The organism is Nocardia higoensis (assembly GCF_015477835.1).
Taxonomy (GTDB): Bacteria; Actinomycetota; Actinomycetes; order Mycobacteriales; family Mycobacteriaceae; genus Nocardia; species Nocardia higoensis_A.
Window position 1 is genome coordinate 163,122 of the sequence record NZ_JADLQN010000004.1, and the last position, 23,923, is coordinate 187,044.

Consider the following 23,923-nt stretch of genomic DNA (forward strand, 5'->3'; position numbering starts at 1 on the left):
GGCTCAGCCCAGCGCGAACCGCTGCGGAGTGCTGTCCGTCGTCGCTATCGCGGCCAGGGCCCTGGCCGCGATCCGTGCCGCGTCGGTGAACAGATGGTCGTGCACTCGGCTGCCGATCAGCGTGTGCGCCTGCTGCCGGGTCAGCCCGAACCAGTTCATCACAGTGTCGACGCCGTGCGGGGTGAGCCGCCACAGTTTGTCGGCGTCCTTGACCAGTGAGTCCTCCAGCGACAGCGAGGTGAGCCGGGAATCGTGGCCGTCGATGATCGCGACGATCTCGCTGGTCTTCGCGGGATCGTGACCCAGCTCGGTCAGGATCCTGGCGGCGATCTCGGCCCCCGCCTTCTCGTGCGCGACGACCAGATCCTTGCGGCCGCCGCCGGGGCGGATGGCCTCGAGGACCTCGGCTTCGGGCACCCTCGACCAGCCGGTGTCGTGCAGGATGATCGCGGGCAGGACGATATCGCGGTCGGCTTGCGGGTGCAGGTCGCACAGCGCGGTGGCCAGACCGTAGGAGTAGACGGTGTGGACGTCGTTGCTGCGTACATGCAGATGCTCGACGGCCTGCCGCCAGATCGCGTCGTCCTCGGAGCGGAAGCCCGCGGTGCCGGGCACGCTCGCGGGGTCGGGGAGGAAACCGGTGACGTCCGCGCCGAGGTGGTTGGCGTCGGCCCTCAAGCGGGGCAGTGTCACGGTCGGCGACCTCCCGGCCAGCCGGTGTAGGCCTCGGCGAGGTAGGTCGATCCGGCGGTGGAGCCGGTGACCGAGGCCAGCTCGCCGATCTGCCTGCGCACGTCGAACGGGGTGGCCTCGGGCAGCGTGTGCAGCATGGCGGTCATCCAGTACGAGAAGTGCTGGGCCTTCCACACCCTGCTGAGGGCGCGCTCGCTGTAGACGGCCAGCGGCGCGAGATCCTTCGCGGCGAGCGCGCGTTCGAGTTCCTCGGCGAGGATGCGCACGTCGGCGAGGGCGAGGTTGAGGCCCTTGGCCCCGGTCGGCGGCACGGTGTGCGCGGCGTCGCCCGCGAGCACGAGTCTGCCGTAGTGCACCGGTTCCTGGACGAAGCTGCGGAACGGGAGCACGCTGCGCGAGGTGATCGGGCCCTCGATCAGGGAGTAGCCGTTGGCGCCGACGCGGGCCTGCAGTTCCGCCCAGATCCGGTCCTCGGGCCAGTCCTCGACGTTCTCGGACGGGTCGCACTGGAAGTACATGCGCTGCAGCGTCTCGGTGCGCTGGCTGATCAGCGCGAAGCCGCGGGGGGAGTGGTTGTAGATCAGCTCCGGCGAGCTCGGCGGCGCCTGCGCGAGGATGCCGAACCAGGCGAAGGGGTATTCGCGGAAGTACTGCCGGCGCCGGTCTTCTGGCACCTCGTGGCGGCACAGGCTGCGCGAGCCGTCCGCGCCGACGAGGAAGTCCGCGCGGATCTCGTGGGCGGAGCCGTCCGCGTCGGTGAAACGCACGACGGGGGCGTCAGAGGTGAGATCGCCGACGGAGACGTCGGTGACGCCGAACCGGACGTCACCGCCGTCGCGTGCCCTGGCGTCGGCGAGGTCGATGAAGACATCGGTCTGCGGATAGAGCTGGGTCGACGCGCCGACCAGGGCTGTGAAGTCGATGCGATGGCCGCCGCCCCCGAAGGCCAGTTCGATGCCGTCGTGCCGGTAGCCGTCGCGGTGCACCCGGTCCGAGACGCCGGTGTCGACCAGCAGATCCACCGAATCCTGTTCGAGAATGCCCGCGCGGTGGGTCTGCTCGATCTCTTCGCGGCCGCGGACGTCGACGGCCACCGAGTCGATCCCGGCTCGGGCCAGCAGGTGGGACAACATGAGCCCAGCCGGGCCCGCGCCGACGATGGCGATCTGGGTGCGACTGTGGGTGCGTGAGGGGGACATGCCGGAATTCTGGGCTCATGGCGAGCGTCGCTACCACGGCACTCTTCCGCTCAGCGGAACTCGCTTCAGTCGGTGATCGGACCGGGGATGCTGCGCCCGATCCCGCGCGCGGCGACGTGCAGGGCGCTGACCAGCCTCGCCTGCTCCCGGTCGAGGCTGGGCACGACGACGCCCAGGGCCGCCACCACCTGTTCGCCCGATCGGATCGGGACGGCCACCGAGCACGCCCCGAGGCTCATCTCCTCGACGGTGGTCGCGTAGTCGTCGTCGAGGACGTTGTCGAGCTGGCGGCGCAGCGCGCCGGGCTGGCTCACCGTGTAGGGGGTGATGCGGGGCAGGTGGGCGAGGACCGCGGCCCTGATCTCTTCGGGTGCGTGCGCCAGCAGCACCTTGCCGACCCCCGTGGCGTGCAGCGGCAGCCGGGAACCGATCGTGCTGACCACGGGTACCGAGGCGTGCCCGGACAGCCGGTCGACGTAGAGCACCTCACTGCCGTCGCGGACCGCCAGATGCACGGTGGCCAGGGTCGCGCCGTAGAGGTCGTGCAGATACGGCGAGGCGATCTGGCGCAGGCTCGACTGCACGGGCGCGAGCAGCCCGATGTCCCAGAGTCTGCGCCCGACGACGTAGTGCCCGGACTCGGTGCGGCTGAGCGCGCCCCAGGCGAGCAGTTCGCGGACCAGCCGGTGCGCGGTCGGCAACGGCAGGTCCGCGCGATCGGCGAGTTCGGTCAAGGTGAGCCGCCGGTGGCGTTGGTCGAAGGCGCCCAGGAGTGCCAGCGCGCGGCTGGTGACGGAGAGTCCGGGCCGGCCGGAGTTGCCTGCCATGGCGAACATCCTTCCGCTCAGTGGAAGAACAGGCAAGTCGGTGCCGGGTGGCCGGGGCTACGGTACGGCCTGTGACCCAGAGCATGCAGACGCCCCCGGCCCCGCTGCCCGACCCGGATTCGGCGTCGGCGAGCCAGGCACAGATGAATGCGGAAATGGCCGTGATCAGCGCCGAGTACGCTGCCGCGGCAACCGTCGAGCACCAGCCCCGGTTGAACTACGCCCCCTACCGCAGCAGCCTGCTGCGCCACCCGACCAAGGACCCGCACCACGCCGACCCGGAGACCATCGAACTGTTCGCCCCGGTGTTCGGCCACCGCGATGTCGCCCGTCTCGAGTCGGATCTGACCATCCAGGCCACCGGCGAGCCCGTCGGCGAGCGGATCATCGTGACCGGCCGGGTGCTCGACGGCGACGGCCGCCCGGTGCGCGACCAGCTCGTGGAGATCTGGCAGGCCAACGCCGCCGGTCGCTACATCCACAAACGCGACCAGCATCCGGCCCCGATCGACCCGAACTTCACCGGCGTCGGCCGCACCCTCACCGATCGCGAGGGCCGCTACAGCTTCACCACCATCAAGCCCGGACCCTACCCGTGGAAGAACCACCACAACGCCTGGCGGCCCGCGCACATCCACTTCTCGCTGTTCGGCACCGATTTCACCCAGCGCCTGGTGACCCAGATGTATTTCCCGGGTGACCCGCTGTTCGCGCTGGACCCGATCTACCAGTCCATCCTCGATCCGGCCGCCCGCGCGCGCCTGGTCGCCACCTACGACCACGACGTGACCCGCCACGAGTGGGCCACAGGCTACACCTGGGACATCGTCCTGACCGGCAGCCACCGCACCCCGATGGAGGAGACCGCATGAGCCGGCTCGCACCCACCCCCGGCCAGACCGTCGGCCCGTTCTTCGGCTACGCCCTGCCCTTCGCCGGTGGCGGCGACTTGGTCCCCGCCGGTCATCCTCGGGCGATTCGCCTGCACGGCACGGTGTTCGACGGCGCGGGCGAGACGGTTCCCGACGCTCTCATCGAACTGTGGCAGGCCGACGAGAACGGCAATGTCGCGCAGGTCGAGGGTTCCCGCGCCCGCGACGGCTGGACGTTCACCGGGTTCGGCCGCACCCCGGTCGACGACACCGGCCACTACTGCTTCACCACCGTGCGCCCCGGCGCGACCGAACCCGGCCGGGCGTCGTTCTTCGCGATCACCGTCTTCGCCCGCGGCCTGCTGCACCGGCTGTTCACCCGCGCCTACCTGCCGCTCGACGACCGGGCCGCAGCCGCCGACCCGCTGCTGTCGACCCTGCCGGAGGAGCGTCGCGCCACCCTGGTAACCCGTGCCGACGAGCACGGCTTCGTCTTCGACATCCACCTGCAGGGCCCCGACGAGACCGTCTTCCTCGACTACGGGGACCGCTGATGCCGGACCTGCTGTGGCCCGGTGACCACCGGGCGGGCGACCACTTCTCCGACGCACAGTTCGTCCGCGACCTGGTGCGGGTCGAATCCGCTTGGCTGGCGGCCCTGTCCGAAGCGGGCGTCGCCCCTGCCCCGGCTGCCGTCGATCTCGGCGAGGTCGTGGGAGATATCGACGCCGCTGCGCTCGCCGTGGCGGCCGAAGCGGGCGGCAACCCGGTCATCCCGCTGGTGAGCATGCTGCGTGACCAGCTGGCCGCCGCGCATCCCGACGCCGCGCGATGGGTCCACCGTGGGCTGACCAGTCAGGACGTGCTCGACACCGCCCTCGCGCTTGGTCTGCGCGGCGCCGCCGACGCCGTGCTCGCACTCATGGACCGGCAGGTCGAAGCACTCGTCGAACTCGCCGAACGACACCGGGACGCCCTGATGGCCGGGCGCACGCTCACCCAGCACGCCGTCCCGATCACCTTCGGACTCAAAGTTGCCCAGTGGCTGCACGGCGTCCTCGAAGCGCGTGACGACCTGCGCGATGCCCACGATCGCCTGCCCGTCCAAATCGGTGGCGCCGCAGGCACTCTCGCCGCTGCCGCCGAATTGGTGCGCCTCACCGGCGGCACCGGCGATGCCCTCGCCCTGGCCCGCTCCACAGCCGCCCGGCTCGATCTCGCGTGGACACCACCGTGGCACACCGTCCGCACCCCGTTCAATCGCGTCGCCGACGCGCTCACCAGAGCCACCGACGCCTGGGGTCACATCGCCTGTGACGTGCTGATCCTCGCCCGCCCCGAGATCGCCGAACTCGCCGAACCAGCGGGCCGAGGGCGCGGCGGCTCCTCGACCATGCCGCAGAAGGCCAACCCGATCCTGTCGGTCCTCATCCGCCGGGCCGCACTGACCGCCCCCGGCCTGGCCGCCCAGCTCCATCTCGCCGCCGCCACCGCCGTGGACGAACGCCCCGACGGCGCCTGGCACACCGAATGGCCCGCCCTGGCTCAGCTCGCCCGGCACGCGGTGACCGCCGCCGACCAGACCGCCGAACTCCTGGCCGGCCTGCACGTCGACACCGGCCGTATGGCGCGATCGGTCCAGGTCGCGAGGTCGGCCCTGCTCGCCGAACAGCGCAGTATCGGCGAGCTGGTCGACAACCCGCCCGAACCGGACTTCGACCCGGCCCACTACCTCGGCAGCGCCGATGTCCTGATCGACGAGATCCTCCGCCGCGCCCGTGTACCTCTCGCGGGGGCTCGATCCGCCACGGGAGGCACGCGATGACCATCCCCACCATCACCGGTGTGCAGCTGGGCGGCTGCGCCGAGCTGCCGCTGCTGGTCTGCGGCCCCTCGCTCGGCACCTCCGCCGTGGCGCTGTGGTCGTCCACCGCCGAACTCCTCGCGGACCACTTCCAGGTGATCGGCTGGGACCTGCCGGGCCACGGCCACAACGCGGCAGGGGTCGGCGACGGATTCACCATGGCCGAACTCGCCGAAGGGGTACGGGTTTTCGTCGACGGCGTGCTCACCGAGCGCGGCGAGCGCGGCGGCACGTTCGTCTACGCGGGTGTCTCGGTCGGCGGGGCGGTCGGCCTGCAGCTGTCGCTCGACCACCCGGCCCGTATCACCACCGCTGTGTTGGTCTGTACCGCGGCGCGCATCGGCGACGAGACGCTGTGGCGCGAGCGCGCGGAACTGGTCCGCCGTGCGGGTACCCCGGTCATGGTGGAAGGCTCCGCCGAGCGCTGGTTCGCCCCCGGCTTCATCGAAGGCCACCCCGAAACCACCGTGGCCCTGCTGAATTCGCTACAGCACGCCGACCGGGGCGGGTACGCGGCGGTGTGCGACGCCCTGGCGACCTTCGACCTGCGCGCCGACCTCCGGCGTATCGGTACCCCGGTCGTGGCCCTCGCGGGCGCCTACGACCGGGCCACTCCGGTCGCCGCTATGGCCGAACTCGCCCATGGCGTTCGCGACGGCCGCCTCGTGGTCCTCGACCGAGCCGCGCACCTGGCCCCCGTCGAAGCCCCGGGCGACACGGCCCGCGTCATTGCGGAGTCGGCGGGCATCGCACCCGCGCGCCCTCGCCCGGCGACGGGTGGCGGGCGCCCGGCCGATGCCGATCCGGCCGCACGCACCGCGAGCGCCGCAGGTGCCGAAACCACGCCGGACAGCCGTCCGCCCGAGAGCGCTGGAGCTGTGGCGGGCACAGGTCCGGTCGCGCATACCGACGCGCCTGCGAGCATCGGCCCGGTCGCCGCCGCCGACCCGGACACGGTCACGATCGCAGACCGGAGAGCGGCCGGAACGGCCGTGCGCCGGGCGGTACTCGGCGACGAACACGTCGACCGCGCGACTGCGGCGATCACCGATCTCACCCGCGAATTCCAGGAATTCATCACCGATTACGCCTGGGGCGGCATCTGGACCAGGCCGGGCCTGGACCGCCGCAGCAGGTCTGTCGCCGTGCTCACCGCGCTCATCGCCCGCGGCCACCACGAGGAACTGGCGATGCACCTGCGCGCCGCCCGCACCAACGGCCTGACCGACGACGAGATCAAGGAAGTGATCCTGCAGTCGGCGATCTACTGCGGCGTGCCCGACGCCAACACCGCCTTCCGCATCGCGCGCGAGACGCTGACCGAACCCGAGGAAAGGAACCCCCGATGACCCCGCAGGCGTACATCTACGACGCGGTGCGCACGCCGTTCGGCCGCTTCGGAGGCGCCTTCGCCGAGACCCGCACCGACGACCTCGCCGCCGCCACGCTGCGAGCGGTGGTCGAGCGGACCGGCCTCGATCCGGCCCTCGTCGACGAGGTCGTGCTCGGCAATGCCAACGGCGCGGGGGAGGAGAACCGCAATGTCGCCCGCATGGCCGCGCTGCTGGCCGGGCTGCCGGTATCGGTGCCCGGCACGACCGTGAACCGGTTGTGCGGCTCCTCGCTGGATGCCGCCATGATCGGCTCCCGCGCCATCGAGACCGGCGACGCCGACATCGTTCTCACCGGCGGCGCCGAGTCGATGACCCGCGCGCCCTGGGTCCTGCCCAAACCGTCACGCGCCTTCCCGGCGGGCGATACCGAACTCGTCTCCACGACACTGGGCTGGCGGCTGGTCAATCCGGCCATGCCGAAGGAGTGGACGGTCTCGCTCGGCGAATGCAACGAACAGCTGCGGGAGATCCACGGCGTCTCCCGCGAGCGACAGGACGAATTCGCCGCGCGTTCCCACCGATCCGCCCACGCCGCATGGGAGTCCGGCTTCTACGATGATCTGGTCGTCGGCGTCCCCGGCGTCGATCTCGTGCGCGACGAGAGCATCCGGCCCGATTCGACCCCGCAGACCCTGGCGAATCTGAAGCCCTCCTTCCGCGGGGACGGCACCATCACCGCGGGCAACGCCTCACCGCTGAGCGACGGCTCCTCGGCCGTGCTGCTCGGCTCCGCCGCCGCCGCGAACCGCATCGGCCGCGAACCCGTGGCCCGCATCGCCGGTCGCGGTATCCACGCCGTCGAGCCGCACCGCTTCGGTTACGCCCCGGTCGAGGCGGCCGAGAAGGCCCTCGCCCGAGCGGGGATCAGCTGGTCCGACGTCGGTGCCGTCGAACTCAACGAAGCGTTCGCGGTGCAGTCGCTGGTCTGCCTCGACGCGTGGAAGGTCGATCCGGAGATCGTCAACACCAGAGGCGGCGCGATCGCCCTCGGCCATCCGCTCGGCGCGTCCGGCGGCCGCATCCTGGGCACGCTCGCCGCGGTGCTGCGCGCGGGCGGTCACCGGTGGGGCGTGGCCGCCATCTGCATCGGCGTGGGCCAGGGCCTCGCCGTCGTGCTCGAGAACACCGCTTCGGGAAGCACTGCTTCGGGAAACGAGGAGACAGCGTGACCATTGCCCATCTGGCCGACGCGGACGAGGCCGTCGCCGACATCCCCGACGGCGCCACCGTGCTGATCGGTGGCTTCGGCACCGCGGGCCAGCCGATGGAACTCATCGACGCCCTGCGCCGTCACGGCGCGAAAGACCTCATCGTCGTCAACAACAACGCGGGCAACGGCGACCACGGACTCGCCGCGTTGCTCGCCACCGGCAATGTCCGCAAGATCGTCTGCTCGTTCCCCCGCCAGCGCGACTCCTGGGTCTTCGACGACCTCTACCGCTCCGGGCGGATCGAACTCGAGGTGGTCCCGCAGGGCAACCTCGCCGAACGCCTGCGCGCCGCCGGAGCGGGGATCGGCGCGTTCTTCTCGCCCACCGGTGTCGGCACCAGCCTCGCCGAAGGCAAGGAACAGCGCACCATCGACGGTCGCGACTACGTGCTCGAATACCCCATCCGCGGCGACTTCGCCCTTATCAAGGCCCACCGCGCCGACCGGATGGGCAACCTCGTGTACCGCAAGACCGCACGTAACTTCGGCCCGATCATGGCCACCGCCGCGAGCACGACGATCGTCCAGGTCGGCGAGGTCGTCGAGACCGGCGCACTCGACCCGGAGAACATCGTCACCCCCGCCATCTTCGTCGACCGGGTCGTGCACCTGGCCGGGGTGACCGAACTCGCCAGGCAAGGAGCGGCAGGATGAACCGTTCAGGAACAATCGAACACACCGATCGCGGTCCACTGGACAAGGACGAACTCGCCGCCCTGGTCGCCGTCGACATCCCGGACGGCGCCTTCGTCAATCTCGGCATCGGCCAACCCACCACGGTCGCCGACCACCTCACCCCCGAACAGGGCATCGTTCTGCACACCGAGAACGGCATGCTCGGTATGGGCCGCGCCGCCGTCGGCGACGAGATCGACCCCGACCTGATCAACGCGGGCAAGGTCCCGGTGATCGAGACGCCGGGAGCGTCCTATTTCCACCACGCCGATTCCTTCGCCATGATGCGCGGCGGACATCTCGACGTCTGCGTGCTCGGCGCCTTCCAGGTCTCCGTGAACGGTGACCTCGCCAATTGGGACACCGGCAAGCCCGGCTCGATCCCCGCCGTGGGCGGCGCGATGGACCTGGCCATCGGGGCGAAACAGGTCTTCGTGATGATGTCGCTGTTCACCCGCGACGGGGCGTCGAAGCTGGTGGCCGAGTGCACCTACCCGCTCACCGGCCGGCGCTGCGTCAGCCGCGTCTACACCGACCACGCGGTCTTCGAGATCACCGGCGACGGGGTGTGGGTGCGGTCGACCTACGGAATCTCCCTCGACGAACTGCGGAGCCGGACCGGATCGGCTCTGCGGGCCTGAAACCCGCCGCCGTATTCCCGTTACCGCCACGATCAAACGCGTTTATTCGCATCCGATGCTCACCGAATTTGTGCCGGAATGCACCTGCCGATACCGGTGATGTAGTTGGTGCCCGGCCGCCAGAAATTCTGTCCGAGACAGAAACACCTCGGTCGGCGACGACGATGAAACTCATACCGGTGATCGAAGAGCGCCGGTTGCCGGTGGAAATCATCGTATTCGGCCGGCAGTTCATGAAACAGGAAATTCGCATCGAGGAGATGAGCGCTATGGGTTCCTTCGGTCTCGACTTCGGAGCCGGCCTGGAGGTATTCGCGAAGTGGCTTCAGCTCACGTTCGGCATCGATCTGGGCATCGGCTGAGGGGTGACTACCGACCGAGCCCCGGCCTGTGGTGCCGAGACCCACCGATAAGCGGAAATCGTATCGTCGGTTCGGTCATCGGCCCGCGGCCGGGGTTCACCTCGGAGGAATCAGCACACAGTTGCCGATTCGACGCCCGGGAAAAATCGAAAACAAACGGTCGAGCGCCACGGATGTCTGCCCCCGAATTCGGTCGGAGTGTGCGTATCCGGTGTGGCGGATATGGCCGCCGGTTACCATCGCCCGGCAATTGTTCCCTCGCGCTCGAAGTTGCGATCCCCCGCAACAGGGGAAACCGACCCGAATCGTCCTCGACCGTAAAGATCGCGTAAGGACTGCCCGAGCACCCGTCAAGATTCCGCCAGGATCGGCGATCCCCCGTCGGTTCCGCCGCATCGTGTCATCGGGACGCCGACCGGCGTCCGTGTCTCGACGCAAGGAACTACAGATGGGTGACGCCGCCTACGTGGTGTTGATCTTCGCGGGCTTCCTCGCCTGCGCGCTGGTGTTGCGCGCGCTCAACGGGCGAGCCGCGAGCGGGGACGTGACGGCCCACGTTCTCGACGACGCGCGCGGTCCCGGCGACCGTGCGCCCGGTGGTGACGAAGGGGTGGGCCGATGACCTGGGCGGGGGTCACGAGTGTGGCCTTGGTGCTCATCGGGCTCGGACTGGTGGTCTACCTGCTGACAGCGCTGCTCGACCCGGAGAGGTTCTGAGGTCGCGATGTCACCCGCTCTCGCCGCGGGACTGCAGATCGCGCTCGTCGTGGCAGTCCTCGCGCTCGTCTATGTGCCCCTCGGTGACTATCTGGCCCGGGTGTACACCACCGATACCGATCTGCGGTCGAAGGATCTGCGGGTCGAGTCGCTGTTCTACCGGCTGGCCCGCATCGACCCGCGGGCCGAGCAGACCTGGTACGGGTACGCGGGCAGCGTGCTCGGCTTCTCGCTGGCCGGCGTGCTGCTGCTGTATGTCCTGCAACGGATTCAGGGCGTGCTGCCGCTGAACAACGGGCTGGACGCGGTGAGCCCGGCGGTCGCGTTCAACACCGCGATCTCCTTCGTCACCAATACCAACTGGCAGTCCTACGTCCCCGAGACGACGATGAGCCCGCTCACCCAATCCGCCGGGCTGGCCGTGCAGAACTTCGTCTCCGCGGCCGTCGGCATGGGCGTCGCCGTCGCGTTGATCCGGGGCTTCGCCCGCAGCGCGCGCGGCGGGGAGGTCGGCAACTTCTGGGTCGACCTCACTCGCGGCACGTTGCGCGTTCTGCTGCCGCTGTCGTTCGTCGTCGCGCTGATCCTGTTGAGCCAGGGCGTGGTGCAGTCCTATCGCAGCGGCTTCACCGCCACCGGCCTGGACGGGCAGCCGCTGTCGGTGGCCCTCGGCCCGGTCGCGTCCCAGGAGGCGATCAAGGAGCTCGGCACCAACGGCGGCGGCATTCTCGCCGCCAACTCCGCGCACCCGTTCGAAAATCCCACGCCGGTCAGCAATATCGTCGAGATCCTCGCGATCCTGCTCATCCCTGTCGCGTTGACCCGGACCTTCGGAACCCTGATCGGCAACCGCCGCCAGGGCCTGACGGTCCTCGCGGTGATGGCCGTGATCTATGGCAGCGTCCTCGCGGTCACTCTCGCCGCCGAATCCGGCGCGCGCGGAGCGTCCGCGACCGCCGCCGGAGCCATGATGGAGGGCAAGGAGGTCCGCTTCGGCATCCCAGGGTCGGCGCTGTTCGCGGTGACCACCACCGGCACCAGTACCGGCGCGGTGAACTCCGCGCACGACTCGATGTCCCCGCTCGGCGGCGGCGCGGTGCTGGCGAACATGCTGTTCGGCGAGATCGCGCCCGGTGGTGTGGGCAGCGGTCTGTACGGGATGCTGGTCCTCGCGGTGATCGCGGTGTTCGTCGGCGGCCTGCTGGTGGGGCGCACCCCGGAATTCCTCGGCAAGAAGCTGCGCCGCCGCGAGATCACCCTGGCCGCGCTGTCGGTGCTGGTGATGCCGGCGCTGGTACTGGTCGGTACCGCGATCACGGTGATCATGCCCGCGACGGCGAGCGCCCTCGGCAACTCCGGTGACCCCGGCACGCCTGGCGCGATCCACGGCTTCACCGAAGTGCTCTACGCCTACGCCTCGGCGTCGAACAACAACGGCAGCGCGTTCGGCGGGCTCACGGTGACCAGCGACTGGTTCCAGTCCTCGCTGGGCATCTGCATGCTGCTCGGCCGATTCCTGCCGATCCTGTTCGTGCTCGCCCTGGCCGGTTCACTGGCCGCGCAGCAGCGCACGCCCGCGAGCGCGGGCACCCTTCCCACCGCGGGCGTGGGCTTCGGTGGTCTGCTCACCGGCACCACCGTCCTCGTCGCGGCGCTCACCTTCTTCCCCGTCCTCGCTCTGGGACCGATCGCGGAGGCACTGCAATGACATCGCTACTCGAACGGCCGCACCGCGCGGGCCGTCAAGGGTTCGAGCCGCGACAGCTCGCCGAGGCGCTGCCGGGCGCCGTAGGCAAACTGGATCCGCGCCGGATGGCGCGCAATCCGGTGATGTTCGTCGTGCTCGTCGGCTCGGTGATCACCACCGCGGCCGCGGCTGTCGAGCCGAGTGCGTTCGCCTGGTCCGTCGCGGCCTGGCTGTGGTTCACCGTCCTGTTCGCCAACCTTGCCGAGTCGGTAGCTGAGGGGCGCGGCAAGGCGCAGGCGGAGACGCTGCGAAAAACCAAGCGGGAGATGACCGCTCGCCGCGTCACCGACCACGGCGAGGACCTGGTGGCCGCCACCGACCTGCGGGTCGGCGACCTGGTCGTGGTCGAGGCGGGGGAGCTCGTTCCCGGCGACGGCGATGTGATCGAGGGCATCGCCACCGTCGACGAATCCGCCATCACCGGCGAATCCGCGCCGGTGATCCGCGAATCCGGCGGCGACCGGTGCGCGGTCACCGGCGGCACCACCGTGCTCTCGGACCGGATTGTCGTGCGGATCACCGCGCAGCCGGGCCAGACCTTCGTCGACCGCATGATCGCGCTCGTCGAGGGCGCGGCCAGGCAGAAGACGCCCAATGAGATCGCGCTGAACATCCTGCTCGCCGCACTCACGGTCATCTTCCTGCTCGCCGTCGTCGCGCTCGGCCCGATGAGCACCTACGCGGGCGTCGAACAGGGCCCGGTCGAATTGATCGCGCTGCTGGTGTGCCTCATCCCGACCACCATCGGCGCGTTGCTCTCGGCCATCGGCATCGCGGGCATGGACCGGCTGGTGCAGCGCAATGTGCTGGCCAAGTCCGGTCGCGCCGTGGAGGCCGCGGGTGACATCGACACGCTGCTGCTGGACAAGACCGGCACGATCACCTTCGGCAACCGCCGCGCCACCACCCTGCACGTCGTGCCCGGCGTCACCGAGGCCGAACTGGCCGCCGCGGCCCGGCTGTCGAGCCTGTCCGACGGCACGCCGGAAGGACGCAGCATCGTCGAATTGTGCTCGGCGCGTTTCGGTCTCGTCGCAGAGCTGGACACCACGCAGCGACATGCGGAGTTCGTGCCGTTCAGCGCGCACACCAGGATGAGCGGCCTCGACATCGGCCCCGACACCCACATCGACAGCGCCGACGCGGGGCCGGTGCTGGTCCGCAAGGGCGCCGCCGATGCCGTGCGTGTCTGGGTGCGCGACCGGGGCGGGCCGGTTCCCGAACAGCTCTCCGACCTGGTCGACCGCATCGCCCGCATCGGTGGCACCCCGCTGGTGGTGGCGCGCGCCGACGCGGCGGGCACCCGCGTCCTCGGAGTGATCGAGCTGTCCGACGTGGTGAAGCCCGGAATGGCGCAGCGGTTCGGCCGTCTGCGGGCGATGGGCATCCGCACCGTCATGGTTACCGGCGACAATCCGCTGACCGCCAAGGCCATCGCCGCCGAAGCGGGGGTGGACGATTTCCTCGCCGAGGCCACCCCGGAGGACAAGCTCGCGCTCATCCGCGCCGAACAGCGGCAGGGCCGGCTGGTCGCCATGACCGGCGACGGCACCAACGACGCGCCGGCCCTGGCCCAGGCCGACGTCGGCGTGGCGATGAACACCGGCACGTCGGCCGCCAAGGAGGCGGGCAACATGGTCGACCTCGATTCCGACCCGACCAAGCTGATAGAGGTCGTCGAGATCGGCAAGCAACTGCTGATCACGCGCGGCGCGTTGACCACCTTCTCGCTGGCCAACGACCTGGCGAAGTACTTCGCCATCCTGCCCGCGCTGTTCAGCGGCCTCTACCCGCAGCTGTCGGCGCTGAACATCCTCGGCCTGGCCACGCCGCAGTCGGCGATCCTGTCGTCGGTGATCTTCAACGCGCTGGTGATCGTGGCGCTGATCCCGCTGGCATTGCGGGGTGTGCGGTACCGGCCCGCCGACGCCGCCACCCTGCTGGGCCGCAATCTGCTCGTCTACGGCGTCGGCGGGGTGATCACGCCGTTCCTCGGGATCTGGCTGATCGACCTCGTGGTGCGCCTCGTTCCGGGAATCGGGTGAAAGCCATGCGCGCAGGCACGGTAGTGCGGGATCTGGCCAGGCAGACCAGGGCGGGTCTGGTGGTGTTGCTGCTGCTGACAGCGGTGGTCGGCGCCGGGTATCCGGCGGCCGTGTGGGCGGTCTCTCGCCTGGACACCGCCTCCGCCGAGGGCTCGCCGCTCACCGACAGCCGCGGCTGTGTGATCGGCAGCGAACTGATCGGCGTCGACCCGGCGGTGCAGGTGGGCAGACCCGACCCGTTCTTCCATCAGCGTTCGGCCGGCTCGGTGGCCGACGACGACGCCTTCGCCCCTGGCGATCCGGCCGCCGCCCTGCCCTCGAACCAGGGCCCCAGCAGTGAACTGCTGGCCGGCTGGATCGAGCAGCGCCGCGCCGCCGTCGCCGAACGCGAAGGCGTGTCCCCGGACCGGGTGCCGGTGGACGCTGTCACCGGCTCGGGCTCGGGCGTCGACCCGCACATCTCACCGGCCTACGCCGCCGTGCAGGTGCCGCGTGTGGCACGGGTGACCGGGCTCGGCGAGCAGCGAGTGCGTGAACTCGTCGCCGAGCACACGGCGGGCCGGCAGGCCGGTTTCCTGGGCGAAGAGCGCGTCGAGGTCCCCGCCCTGAACGCGGCCCTCGGCCTCACCGCTCCCGCCTGCGACGGCGGCCAGGGTGGATGATGGCCTGGTGAGCAGCACTGTCGGGGAGGCGTCCGCACGGCGCGGCCGGCTGAGGATCTACCTCGGCGCCGCGCCGGGTGCGGGCAAGACCTACGCCATGCTCGGTGAGGCGCATCGCCGTCTGGCCCGCGGCGGTGACGTGGTGGTCGCCATCGTGAACACCCACGGCAGGCCACGCACCGAGGAACAGCTCGCCGGTCTCGAGATCGTTCCGCCGCGCCGTCTCACCTACCGCGGCGCGGACTTCGACGAACTCGACCTCGACGCCGTGCTCGCCCGCCGACCGGCCGTCGCCCTGGTCGACGAACTCGCCCACAGCAACATCCCCGGCAGCAGGCACGCCAAACGCTGGCAAGACGTGGAGGAACTGCTCGCGGCAGGCATCGACGTGCTGTCCACCGTCAACATCCAGCACCTCGAATCGATCGTCGACGTCGTCGAACAGATCACCGGGGTGGTGCAGCGCGAGAAGATCCCCGACGCCGTCGTCCGCCGCGCCGACCAGATCGAACTCGTCGACATCACCCCGCAGGCGCTGCGCCGCCGTCTCGCCCACGGCAACGTCTACGCCCCGGACAAGGTCGACGCCGCACTGAGCAACTACTTCCGCGAGGGCAATCTCACCGCCCTGCGCGAGATAGCCCTGCTGTGGCTCGCCGACCAGGTGGACCTGGCGCTGGCGAAGTACCGCGGCGAACACGCCATCACCGACACCTGGGAAGCGCGCGAACGGGTCGTGGTCGCGGTGACCGGCGGCCCCGAATCGGAGACGCTGGTGCGCCGCGGCAGCCGCATCGCGGCCAAGGCGGGCGCCGAACTGCTGGTGGTGCATGTGGTGCGCGGCGACGGCCTGGCCGCGCCGGAGCTGGGCAAGGTGCGCGACCTCGCCGCCGCTCTGGGGTCGAGCCTGCACACGGTCGTCGGCGACGACGTGCCCGCCACCCTGCTCGACTTCGCCCGGCAGGTGAACGCCACCCAGCTCGTCCTCGGCACCTCGCGGCGCTCCCGGTGGGCGCGAATGCTCGACGAGGGCATCGGCGCGGCTGTGGTGCGCCTCTCCGGTCGCATCGATGTGCACATGGTCACCCACGAGCACAGCGTGCGGGGGCCGCGCCCGGCCCTGCTCGGCCGCCACGAACGCCGGATCGCGGCCTGGGTCGCCGCCGTCGTCATCCCCTGCGTGGCAACGGGTGTCATGGCCGTCGTCGACCACCTCACCGGCACCGCCGGCCTGACCGCCCTGTTCTTCGTCGTGGTGCTCGCCGTGGCGCTGTTCGGCGGCGTCGGCCCCGCGATCATGGCAGCCCTGTTCTCCGGCCTGCTGCTGAACTACTTCTTCACAGAACCGCGCTACAGCCTCACCATCGCCGAACCCGCCAACTTCGTCACCACGGTCGTCCTGCTCGTGGTGGCGGTCGCGGTGGCGGCACTGGTCGACGCCGCCGCCGCGCGCACCCGCGAGGCACGCCTCGCCGCGCGCGAAGCCGAACTGCTCACCGTGTTCGCCGAAGCGATCCTGCGCGGCGCGGATGTCCCCGCCCTGCTCGAGAAGGTTCGCGAGACCTACGGCCAGCGTGGCGTGAGTCTGGTGCGCGAGAACGGCGACGGCACCGAGGTGCTCGGCACGGCCGGATCGACGCCGCCGCTCACCGTCGAGTCCGCCGCTACCGTAGGCGAACTCGACGGCAGCCCCTATGCCCTGCTGCTCACCGGCCCCCGGCTGCGGCCTCGCGACCGGCGTATTCTCACCGCCGTCGCCGGTCAGGCCGCCGCGCTCGTGCGGGAGAACGAACTCGCCGCCGAAGCCGCCCACGCCCGCGACCTCACCGAGAAGGACCGGCTGCGCAGACTGCTGCTCTCCGCGGTCGGCCACGATCTGCGCACACCGCTGGCCGCGGTCAAGGTCGCCGCATCGAGCCTGCGCAGCGCCGATGTCACCTTCTCCCAGCAGGACACCGCCGAACTGCTCGCCACCATCGAGGAATCCACCGATCAGCTCACCCGGCTGGTGTCGAACCTGCTCGACTCCTCGCGGCTGGCCGCGGGCGTGGTCACCCCCGACCGGCGCCCGGTCTACGTCGACGAGATCGCCCAGTCCGCCGTGCTGACCCTCACCGACACCGCCTGCCGGGACCGCATCGAACTCGACGCCGACGACACCCTCGTCACCGCCGACGGCGCACTCCTCGAACGCGTCCTGGCCAACCTGCTCGACAACGCCCTCCGCTACGCCCCGACCGGCCGGATCCGCTTGTGCGCCACCACCTCCGGCGAGCGCACCGTCATCACCGTCGCCGACCACGGCCCCGGCCTCCGCGCCGACGGCGGCAGTGAGGACGTCTTCGCCGCCTTCCCCCGCTCCGGTGACCAGCGCACCGGGGGAGCGGGCCTGGGTCTCACCGTCGCCCGCGGCTTCGTCGAGGCGATGGGTGGCACCCTGACCGCCGCCGAGACTCCCGGCGGAGGTGTCACGATGGTGATCGATCTGCCCGCGCCGGAGGGAGCCCGACGATGACCCGCATCCTCGTCGTCGACGACGAACCCCAGATGCTGCGCGCCCTACGCATCAACCTCACCGCGCGCGGCTACGAGGTCGTCACCGCTCCCGACGGCCGCACCGCCCTGCGCGTCGCCGCACAGCACCACCCCGACGTCATCGTGCTCGACCTCGGCCTGCCCGACATCGACGGCATCGAAGTGCTCGCGGGCCTGCACGGCTGGTGTACGGCGCCGGTCATCGTGCTGTCCGCCCGCACCGACGCCGCCGACAAGATCGCCGCACTCGATACCGGCGCCGACGACTACGTCACCAAACCGTTCGGGATGGAGGAATTCCTCGCCCGCATCCGCGCCGCCGTCCGGCGCGCGGCCACCACACCCGAATTGTCCGAGCCCCGTGTCGCGACCGACGCCTTCGTCGTGGACCTCGTCGCCAAGAAGGTCACCCGCGACGGCGTCGACGTGCATCTGACCCCGACGGAATGGGGGATGCTGGCCATGCTGGTGCGCAACCAGGGCAAGCTCGTCGGTCAGCGGGAACTGCTCACCGAGGTCTGGGGCCCCGCCTACGTCGAGCAGACCCACTATCTTCGGGTCTACCTGACTCAGCTGCGCCACAAGCTCGAGCCCGAACCCTCCCGTCCCCGCTACCTCATCACCGAGGCAGGCCGCGGCTACCGGTTCGAGCCATGAGGTCCACCGACCTGTGATCCCGGTCTCGGCCCGCCCTCGGAGTACGCTGCGAATCCCCGGTTCGGCGAACAGAAAGAAGGCGCATGTCGAAGTTCGAGAATGTCAGCGTCGCGAAGAAGGCCAATGTCTACTTCGACGGCAAGTGCGTCAGCTACAGCCTCGAGCTGCCCGACGGCACATCCAAGTCCGTGGGCGTCATCCAGCCCGCGAGCCTGACCTTCTCCACCGCCGCCCCGGAGGTCATGGAACTCGTCGCGGGCAGCTGCCGGGTGACGCTCGCGGGCGAGACCGAGCCGGTCACCTACAGCGGCGGCCAGTCCTTCAGTGTGCCGGGGGACAGCTCCTTCGACATCGAGGTGCTCGACACCCTGCATTACGTCTGCCACTACGGCTGATCACGCACGCCGTGCGGTCCCGGCCCGGACTCGATCGAGTCCGGGCCGGGACTGTGTGCGACGGGCCGTGTGGTCACCGACCCCGTCCGCCCTGTCACGCGGGGCCCGCTGCTTCCCGCTGGTCGGCAGGAGTGCGCGCTCGGGAGTGCTGAGTTGCCGCCTCGCGCAACCGCCGCACCGCCTCCGGAATCGCGTTCGCCAGCGCGTCCACATCCGGCACCAGCTCCCGGCAGGCGATCAACCCGAAGTCGAGACGTCCGGTGATCGACAGCGCCGTGACGGTCAGCCCCGCGCCGTGGAAGACCGGCCCGAACGGGAACATGCTCACCATCTTCACGCCGAGGAAGTACAACGGCATCGGCGGTCCCGGCACGTTGGAGACGACCAGGTTGTGCACCACCGGGGTGTGTTCGGCCAGCTCGAATGACGAATACAGCCGCATCGCGAGGCGGAAGGTGTTCGGCGGCACGTACTTCGCCCAGTCCTGCAGGAAGTCGGCTCCGATCAACTCGTGCTCGTCCTTGGCGTCCTTGTTCGCCTCCGCGACCGCGGCCAGCCGCTCGACGGGATCGGCGATATCGGTGCCCAGCGCGCAGAACAGCGAGGAGACCTTGTTCGTGCCCTCGGTGTGCCTGGTCGATTCGTGTACCGAGACCGGCACCGCGGCCAGCAGCGAGCGGTCCGGCAGCGCCTCGTGGGCGATCAGATACTCGCGCAGCGCGTCGCCGACCACCGCGAGGACCACATCGTTGACCTTCACCCCGAACGCGTCCTTGATCTCCCGGACGATGTCCAGGTCGACCTCGGTGAACGCCACCGCACGATGCGGGGTGATGGTCCTGTTGAACGGCGTGCGCGGCGCGGTCAACGGCACCGCCATGCCCGACTCGTTGTGGCGCCGCCTGCGCGCGAACCCGGCCAACATCCCGAGTGTCTTCGGCACCATGCCCAGCACGCCCACCCGTGCGGGGAACCGCACCACGGCGTCGGCCATCAGCCGAAGATCGCTCGGCTCGGCATCGGCGCGCCGGCGGGTGGCCTGCTCGGACTTCCGGCCGCCCGGCTCCAGGTCGCACAGGTGCATCAGCATGTCGGCGCCGGTGATCCCGTCGACGGCCGCGTGATGGTACTTCGCGATCACCGCGATCTTGTCGCCGTCGACGCCCTCCACCACCCGCATCTGCCACAGCGGCTTGTCGCGGTCCATCGGCGTGCCCGCGATGTCACCGACAAGGTCGGCCAGTTCCTTGCGCCCGCCGGGCCGCGGCAGCCCGTAGCGGCGGATGTGGTAGTCGAGATCGAAGTCCGCGTCCTCCACCCACAGCGGATGATCGAGGTTCAACGGCACCTGCCGTAGCCGCCTGCGCATCTGCGGCACATGTGCGATGCGCCGACCCAGCTCGGCCTTGAAGGAGTCGAACGAGTAGGCGCAGCCCTCGGCCGTCGGATCGAGGATGATCAGCGCGCACACGTGCAGATGCTGCGTCCCCGTCTCGAGATACAGGAAGCTGGCATCCAATCCCGTCAGGCGTTCCATAGCGACATGCTACTGGGACGAGTGCTGCTGCTCGGTTTTTCGGTCCGTGGCGGCGCCGGGTGCCGCCATCTGGTGGATCTCGGTTTCGATCGCCGCGACCCGTTCCGCCGGGATGCCCCAGGGCTGCTCCACCCCGACCGCGCGGTCCAGATCCCACAGCACACATCGCTCGCCCGGCCGCGCCACCATCGACCAGGCGACCACCGTCCGCCCCAATTGCTCGGCCATCGTTCCGTGCGAGACGCCGGCCGGAGCCCCGCCGTCCGGATAGTGGTGCAGAAACCGTCCATAGGCCTTGTCGCAGAAATCCGCGTACCGCTGCGTGCACAGGATCAGCCCGTGCCATGCCTCGTCGACCGCGTGCGAGGGCATGCCGATCACCTGATCGTCGCGCATGGCCGCGCCGCAGCAGCGCAACCACTGGCGAAGCCCCGATTCGACCAGTTCCCGCGGCTGCCACGGGCAGGTCTTGAACACCGCCTCGGGCAGTTCGAGCGCGGCCACCGCCTGCTCCACATCGCGTAGATCGATCGGAGCGGCCTGCCGTGCCCGGAAGGGGAAAATCCGCACGATTCACTGTACGGCGCTGCGCCGCTACGATTCACCGATGACAGTGGCCGTTATCCTGTTGATCCTCATTCTCGTTCTCCTCGTCGGCGGGGGTATCGCCGCGTTCGTCGTCGGAATTATCATATTCGATCAACGCGCAACTCCCGCCGCCTCCTCACGGCAGCGGCGGCGGATACGACCCGTCGCTGTGGTCGGCGGCCGACGCGAGCGGGGCAGGCGGCCATCATCACCACCACGACGACTCCGCAGGGGGTGGCGGCGCCCCGGCTGGTGACGGGGGATGCTCGGGAGGGTCGAGCTGTTCCGGCGGCTCGAGCGGTTGCGGCGGGGGAAGCAGCTGCGGCGGGGGGAGCAGCTGTGGCGGCGGCGGTGGGTGCGGCGGCGGCTCCTGACCAGCTGAAAGATCGACATTTGCACCCGCTATAGCCCAATTCGACCAGCGCTGCCCCCCAATGGTTTTGGAGCTGTTCAAGTTTCAACCACACGTAAACTGTGACTTGACCCGCATCACAGCGCTCTCCGACGTGAGTGAGGTTATGGTCTCTGCGTGCAAATCCTGATCGTTGTCGGCGTAGTCGCCGTCGTCCTCGCGCTCGTAGTCGCCGTCGTCCAATTCGCCAGCCGTCCCCCGAGAGACCAGAGTCGTTACAGCGCCGCAGCTTCCCGCACCGGCGGAAGTTGGGGCGAAAGCACCGACCGACCCTGACGAAGTACCCGCCGGAACATACGCTTCCCGCCGCCCACTCCTTCTGATCAGGGGTCGGCAGCCGGAAACTTCTCCCGCGCAATGTTTCCCGGCATCCCCGCCGCACCGGCACCCGGGCGACCTTCCTCGCCACCTTCCCCAGCGCCGAGCGCGTACGTCAATGCCGCCGTACGCCATTCCCCGCACCCCGGCGTACCCGCGTCACCCGGTGGCCGACTGGTGCCCGCCCTGCCGCAGCCGGTAACATCCAGACGCCGCGGAAGCGTCGCGGAAGCGGGGCGGTAGCTCAGTCGGTTAGAGCCGTGGACTCATAATCCATTGGTCGCGGGTTCGAGCCCCGCCCGCCCCACAAATAGCATTCTACCTGCGGTTATGGAGAATGCGACAGCGGTTTCGGTCCACAGCGCACTGACACCAATGTATTTCCGCACTGGAATCACCCCCGGCCACTCGTCGGCGCTCGGTCGCAATACGCCCGGCGCCGCCGTGCCGGTGCGGGTGGTTCGCTGTGCAGCGGCAGTGAGTCTGCTGACGGGGGTGGATGGCCTGCTCACGAAGTGAATGCCGGTACGACGTAGCTGCGAATCATTTGCTGTTCGATGTCGTTGTCCGGTAGCGGCCAGTGTGCGAAGGACATGACCACGCGCACGATCCACTGCGCCGCGTGGGAGTTGTCGTCGGCGATTCCGGTGAGTTCCGCTGCAAGACTGCTCAGAAGTGGTGAAGTGTGGATTTGGTCGAGGTCCATCGCGCGTGAGTTGAGTATCGCCGGTCGTAGCGGGTTGGATCTGATCTGTTCGAGGGCCACGGTGATGGCGGTGACGACTCGTTCGGCGCCGCTGAGTCCCTCCACGGCGTCTCGGACGGTGTCGACGATGCCGGAGGCCAGGCGCATGAGGACGGCGTCGCGGATCTGGGCTTTGCCACCGGCGTAGCGGTAGATGGTGGCTCTCGAGCAATGCACCCGCGCGGCCAGTGTTTCGATGTCGAAGGCGTCCAATCCGTGCGTGACGATGAGGTCGGCGGCTGCCGCGTGGATGCGCTCGGCCGCTGCCTCCCGCCGACTATCCCCGACCACCCAGTCATCGCGAACCATTGCCGTCTCCGTCCGTGAGTCGTTTCCGCAGGACTTCTCGAATCTGAGACGCCGAGCGCGGAACGTTTCACCATTCTGGCAGGTGCCAGGAATCTCGGTGAGACGGCCAAGTGGCGGCCCGCAATTCACCGATCGCAGCTTTGTCGCAGGTCATTGACGTGATCTCGGCGTCCGGCCACGGTGGAGCGATGACTTCGCTCGATGGTGGCCTCGGCCTCGCGCTGTTCGAGGACCACAACATCCAGAATCCGTATCCGCTCTACGAGCGGATGCACCGGACAGGTCCGGTGCACAGGATCGGAGACTCCGATTTCTATGCCGTGAGCGGTTGGGAGGCGGTAAACGAGGCGGTCACCCGCTGCGGCGATTTCTCCTCCAACCTGACCGCCGCGATGATGTATGGGCCCGCGGGCACGATCACCACGTTCCCGATGGGTGAACTCGGCGGTCCCACGCAGGCATTGGCAACCGCGGACGAGCCGACCCACGGAATGCACCGCAGAGCTCTGCTTCCGCACCTGGCCGCCAAACGCATTCTGGCCTGTGAACCGTTCATCACCGAGACCTTCGACCGGCTGTGGGACCTCGCCGTCGATAACGGCGGGATCGAGTGGATGTCGGCGATGGCGAACAACCTGCCGATGACGATCGTCGCGAAGATCATCGGTGTGCCCGACAGCGACGTCGACACACTGATCCGCTGGAGTTACTCCGCGACGCAGGTGGTCGCGGGGCTGGTCTCCGATGACCAGATGCGGGACGCGGGAGTCGCAACGCTGGAACTTGCCGCCTATATCGCCGACCGATTTCGGCAGGCCGCGACCGGCCGGTGCGAGGATCTTCTCGGTGACCTCGCCAGAGCCTGTGCCATCGGCGAACTCGATGACATCGCGGCGCTGGCCATGATGATCACCTTGTTCAGTGCCGGTGGAGAATCCACGGCTTCGCTGATCGGTTCCGCGGCTTGGATACTCGCGACCGATCTCGACATCCAGCGGCGAGTCCGTGAACATCCCGAACTCCTGAGCGTCTTCCTCGAAGAGGTTCTGCGTTACGAACCGCCCTTCCGAGGCCACTACCGGCATGTCATGAGTGACACCGAACTGTGCGGAGTGCGGATTCGTGAAGGCTCGCGGCTGTTCCTGTTGTGGGGTGCGGCCAACCGAGATCCCGCGTACTTCGACGACCCCGCCGAATTCCGGCTCGATCGGGTAGCGGCCAAGAACCACCTGAGTTTCGGCCGGGGACCGCACTTCTGCGTCGGCGCTGCTCTGGCGCGACTCGAAGCCCGGATCGTAATCGGCGGACTGCTGGATCGAACCACCACCCTCCGAGCCGACGACGCAGGACGGTGGTTGCCGAGCCTGCTCGTCAGACGCCTGGACCACCTGCACCTGAACATCGGATGATCGGCCAGACAAGTGCGTCCGAGTGCCTCGCATGCGGGATCACGGCGCTCACCGCCGGGCCCAGCATTGTGCGAGGGAACTGGGGTCACCTCGGTCATGCGCCAGTCCGG

23 protein-coding genes and 1 tRNA gene are annotated in these 23,923 nt (G+C 69.4%); 18 read left to right on the forward strand and 6 right to left on the reverse strand.

The annotated features are described in order from the left end of the window. Positions 1-3 precede the first annotated feature (3 nt). The 3 genes from IU449_RS21315 to IU449_RS21325 all read right to left on the reverse strand — a co-directional run bounded on the left by IU449_RS21315 (position 4) and on the right by IU449_RS21325 (position 2,719). Positions 4-693, reverse strand: a complete 690-nt coding sequence (locus IU449_RS21315; RefSeq protein ID WP_324188366.1) for an HD domain-containing protein — start codon at positions 691-693, stop codon at positions 4-6. Next, complete coding sequence (locus IU449_RS21320; RefSeq protein ID WP_195003889.1) at positions 690-1,892, reverse strand: 4-hydroxybenzoate 3-monooxygenase; 1,203 nt, start codon at positions 1,890-1,892, stop codon at positions 690-692. The genes IU449_RS21315 and IU449_RS21320 overlap by 4 nt, the downstream gene beginning before the upstream one ends. A 65-nt stretch (positions 1,893-1,957) precedes the next feature. Next, a complete protein-coding gene (locus IU449_RS21325; protein WP_195003890.1) occupies positions 1,958-2,719 on the reverse strand; it encodes an IclR family transcriptional regulator in 762 nt (253 codons plus the stop codon). A gap of 83 nt (positions 2,720-2,802) precedes the next feature. On the opposite strand from IU449_RS21325, the gene pcaH reads away from it, so the two are divergent. The 16 genes from pcaH (at position 2,803) to IU449_RS21405 (ending at position 18,495) form a co-directional block, all read left to right on the forward strand. Then, entirely contained in the window at positions 2,803-3,591 is a 789-nt protein-coding gene (gene pcaH / locus IU449_RS21330; RefSeq protein WP_195004117.1) for a protocatechuate 3,4-dioxygenase subunit beta, read from the forward strand. Next, positions 3,588-4,145, forward strand: coding sequence for a protocatechuate 3,4-dioxygenase subunit alpha (pcaG, locus tag IU449_RS21335; RefSeq protein WP_195003891.1), 558 nt, complete (start codon positions 3,588-3,590; stop codon positions 4,143-4,145). The genes pcaH and pcaG overlap by 4 nt, the downstream gene beginning before the upstream one ends. Further along, positions 4,145-5,416 (forward strand): lyase family protein, encoded by a 1,272-nt coding sequence (locus IU449_RS21340; protein WP_195003892.1) that lies wholly within the window; start codon positions 4,145-4,147, stop codon positions 5,414-5,416. Before pcaG ends, IU449_RS21340 begins: the two co-directional genes overlap by 1 nt. After that, a complete protein-coding gene (gene pcaC / locus IU449_RS21345; protein WP_195003893.1) occupies positions 5,413-6,804 on the forward strand; it encodes a 4-carboxymuconolactone decarboxylase in 1,392 nt (463 codons plus the stop codon). The genes IU449_RS21340 and pcaC overlap by 4 nt, the downstream gene beginning before the upstream one ends. Further along, positions 6,801-8,018 carry a thiolase family protein gene (locus IU449_RS21350; RefSeq protein ID WP_195003894.1) on the forward strand — a complete coding sequence of 406 codons (1,218 nt, stop codon included), beginning with the start codon at positions 6,801-6,803 and terminating at the stop codon, positions 8,016-8,018. The genes pcaC and IU449_RS21350 overlap by 4 nt, the downstream gene beginning before the upstream one ends. After that, on the forward strand, positions 8,015-8,713 hold the full coding sequence (locus IU449_RS21355; protein WP_195003895.1) for a 3-oxoacid CoA-transferase subunit A: 699 nt from the start codon (positions 8,015-8,017) through the stop codon (positions 8,711-8,713). Before IU449_RS21350 ends, IU449_RS21355 begins: the two co-directional genes overlap by 4 nt. Continuing rightward, complete coding sequence (locus IU449_RS21360; RefSeq protein ID WP_195003896.1) at positions 8,710-9,375, forward strand: 3-oxoacid CoA-transferase subunit B; 666 nt, start codon at positions 8,710-8,712, stop codon at positions 9,373-9,375. Before IU449_RS21355 ends, IU449_RS21360 begins: the two co-directional genes overlap by 4 nt. Before the next feature lie 179 nt (positions 9,376-9,554). Then, a complete protein-coding gene (locus IU449_RS21365) occupies positions 9,555-9,737 on the forward strand; it encodes a hypothetical protein (RefSeq protein ID WP_195003897.1) in 183 nt (60 codons plus the stop codon). Between the two features lie 448 nt (positions 9,738-10,185). Beyond that, complete coding sequence (locus IU449_RS21370) at positions 10,186-10,359, forward strand: hypothetical protein (RefSeq protein ID WP_195003898.1); 174 nt, start codon at positions 10,186-10,188, stop codon at positions 10,357-10,359. Continuing rightward, entirely contained in the window at positions 10,356-10,454 is a 99-nt protein-coding gene (gene kdpF, locus IU449_RS21375; protein WP_195003899.1) for a K(+)-transporting ATPase subunit F, read from the forward strand. The genes IU449_RS21370 and kdpF overlap by 4 nt, the downstream gene beginning before the upstream one ends. 7 nt (positions 10,455-10,461) lie before the next feature. Then, the gene (gene kdpA / locus IU449_RS21380; RefSeq protein WP_195003900.1) at positions 10,462-12,162 is read left to right on the forward strand and encodes a potassium-transporting ATPase subunit KdpA; all 1,701 of its coding nucleotides are present in this window, start codon (positions 10,462-10,464) and stop codon (positions 12,160-12,162) included. After that, positions 12,159-14,246, forward strand: coding sequence for a potassium-transporting ATPase subunit KdpB (gene kdpB / locus IU449_RS21385; protein WP_195003901.1), 2,088 nt, complete (start codon positions 12,159-12,161; stop codon positions 14,244-14,246). The genes kdpA and kdpB overlap by 4 nt, the downstream gene beginning before the upstream one ends. Before the next feature lie 5 nt (positions 14,247-14,251). After that, positions 14,252-14,908 (forward strand): potassium-transporting ATPase subunit C, encoded by a 657-nt coding sequence (locus IU449_RS21390; protein WP_195003902.1) that lies wholly within the window; start codon positions 14,252-14,254, stop codon positions 14,906-14,908. Positions 14,909-14,915: 7 nt separating this feature from the next. Beyond that, complete coding sequence (locus IU449_RS21395; RefSeq protein ID WP_195003903.1) at positions 14,916-17,423, forward strand: DUF4118 domain-containing protein; 2,508 nt, start codon at positions 14,916-14,918, stop codon at positions 17,421-17,423. Next, positions 17,420-18,100: a response regulator gene (locus tag IU449_RS21400; RefSeq protein WP_195003904.1), complete on the forward strand. Its 681-nt coding sequence runs from the start codon at positions 17,420-17,422 to the stop codon at positions 18,098-18,100. Before IU449_RS21395 ends, IU449_RS21400 begins: the two co-directional genes overlap by 4 nt. 83 nt (positions 18,101-18,183) lie before the next feature. Continuing rightward, positions 18,184-18,495, forward strand: coding sequence for a pyrimidine/purine nucleoside phosphorylase (locus IU449_RS21405; protein ID WP_195003905.1), 312 nt, complete (start codon positions 18,184-18,186; stop codon positions 18,493-18,495). Positions 18,496-18,589: 94 nt separating this feature from the next. Here IU449_RS21405 and IU449_RS21410 read toward each other — a convergent pair whose 3' ends face one another. Continuing rightward, positions 18,590-20,032, reverse strand: a complete 1,443-nt coding sequence (locus tag IU449_RS21410) for a WS/DGAT/MGAT family O-acyltransferase (protein ID WP_195003906.1) — start codon at positions 20,030-20,032, stop codon at positions 18,590-18,592. A 9-nt stretch (positions 20,033-20,041) separates the two neighbouring features. After that, positions 20,042-20,602 carry a hypothetical protein gene (locus IU449_RS21415; protein ID WP_416382206.1) on the reverse strand — a complete coding sequence of 187 codons (561 nt, stop codon included), beginning with the start codon at positions 20,600-20,602 and terminating at the stop codon, positions 20,042-20,044. A 981-nt stretch (positions 20,603-21,583) separates the two neighbouring features. Here IU449_RS21415 and IU449_RS21420 point away from each other — a divergent pair. After that, positions 21,584-21,657, forward strand: a tRNA-Ile gene (locus IU449_RS21420). A 201-nt stretch (positions 21,658-21,858) separates the two neighbouring features. Here IU449_RS21420 and IU449_RS21425 read toward each other — a convergent pair. Further along, a complete protein-coding gene (locus IU449_RS21425) occupies positions 21,859-22,404 on the reverse strand; it encodes a TetR/AcrR family transcriptional regulator (protein WP_195003907.1) in 546 nt (181 codons plus the stop codon). A 188-nt stretch (positions 22,405-22,592) separates the two neighbouring features. Here IU449_RS21425 and IU449_RS21430 point away from each other — a divergent pair, with 188 nt between their 5' ends. Continuing rightward, positions 22,593-23,813, forward strand: a complete 1,221-nt coding sequence (locus tag IU449_RS21430) for a cytochrome P450 (RefSeq protein WP_195003908.1) — start codon at positions 22,593-22,595, stop codon at positions 23,811-23,813. Positions 23,814-23,923: the final 110 nt, after the last annotated feature.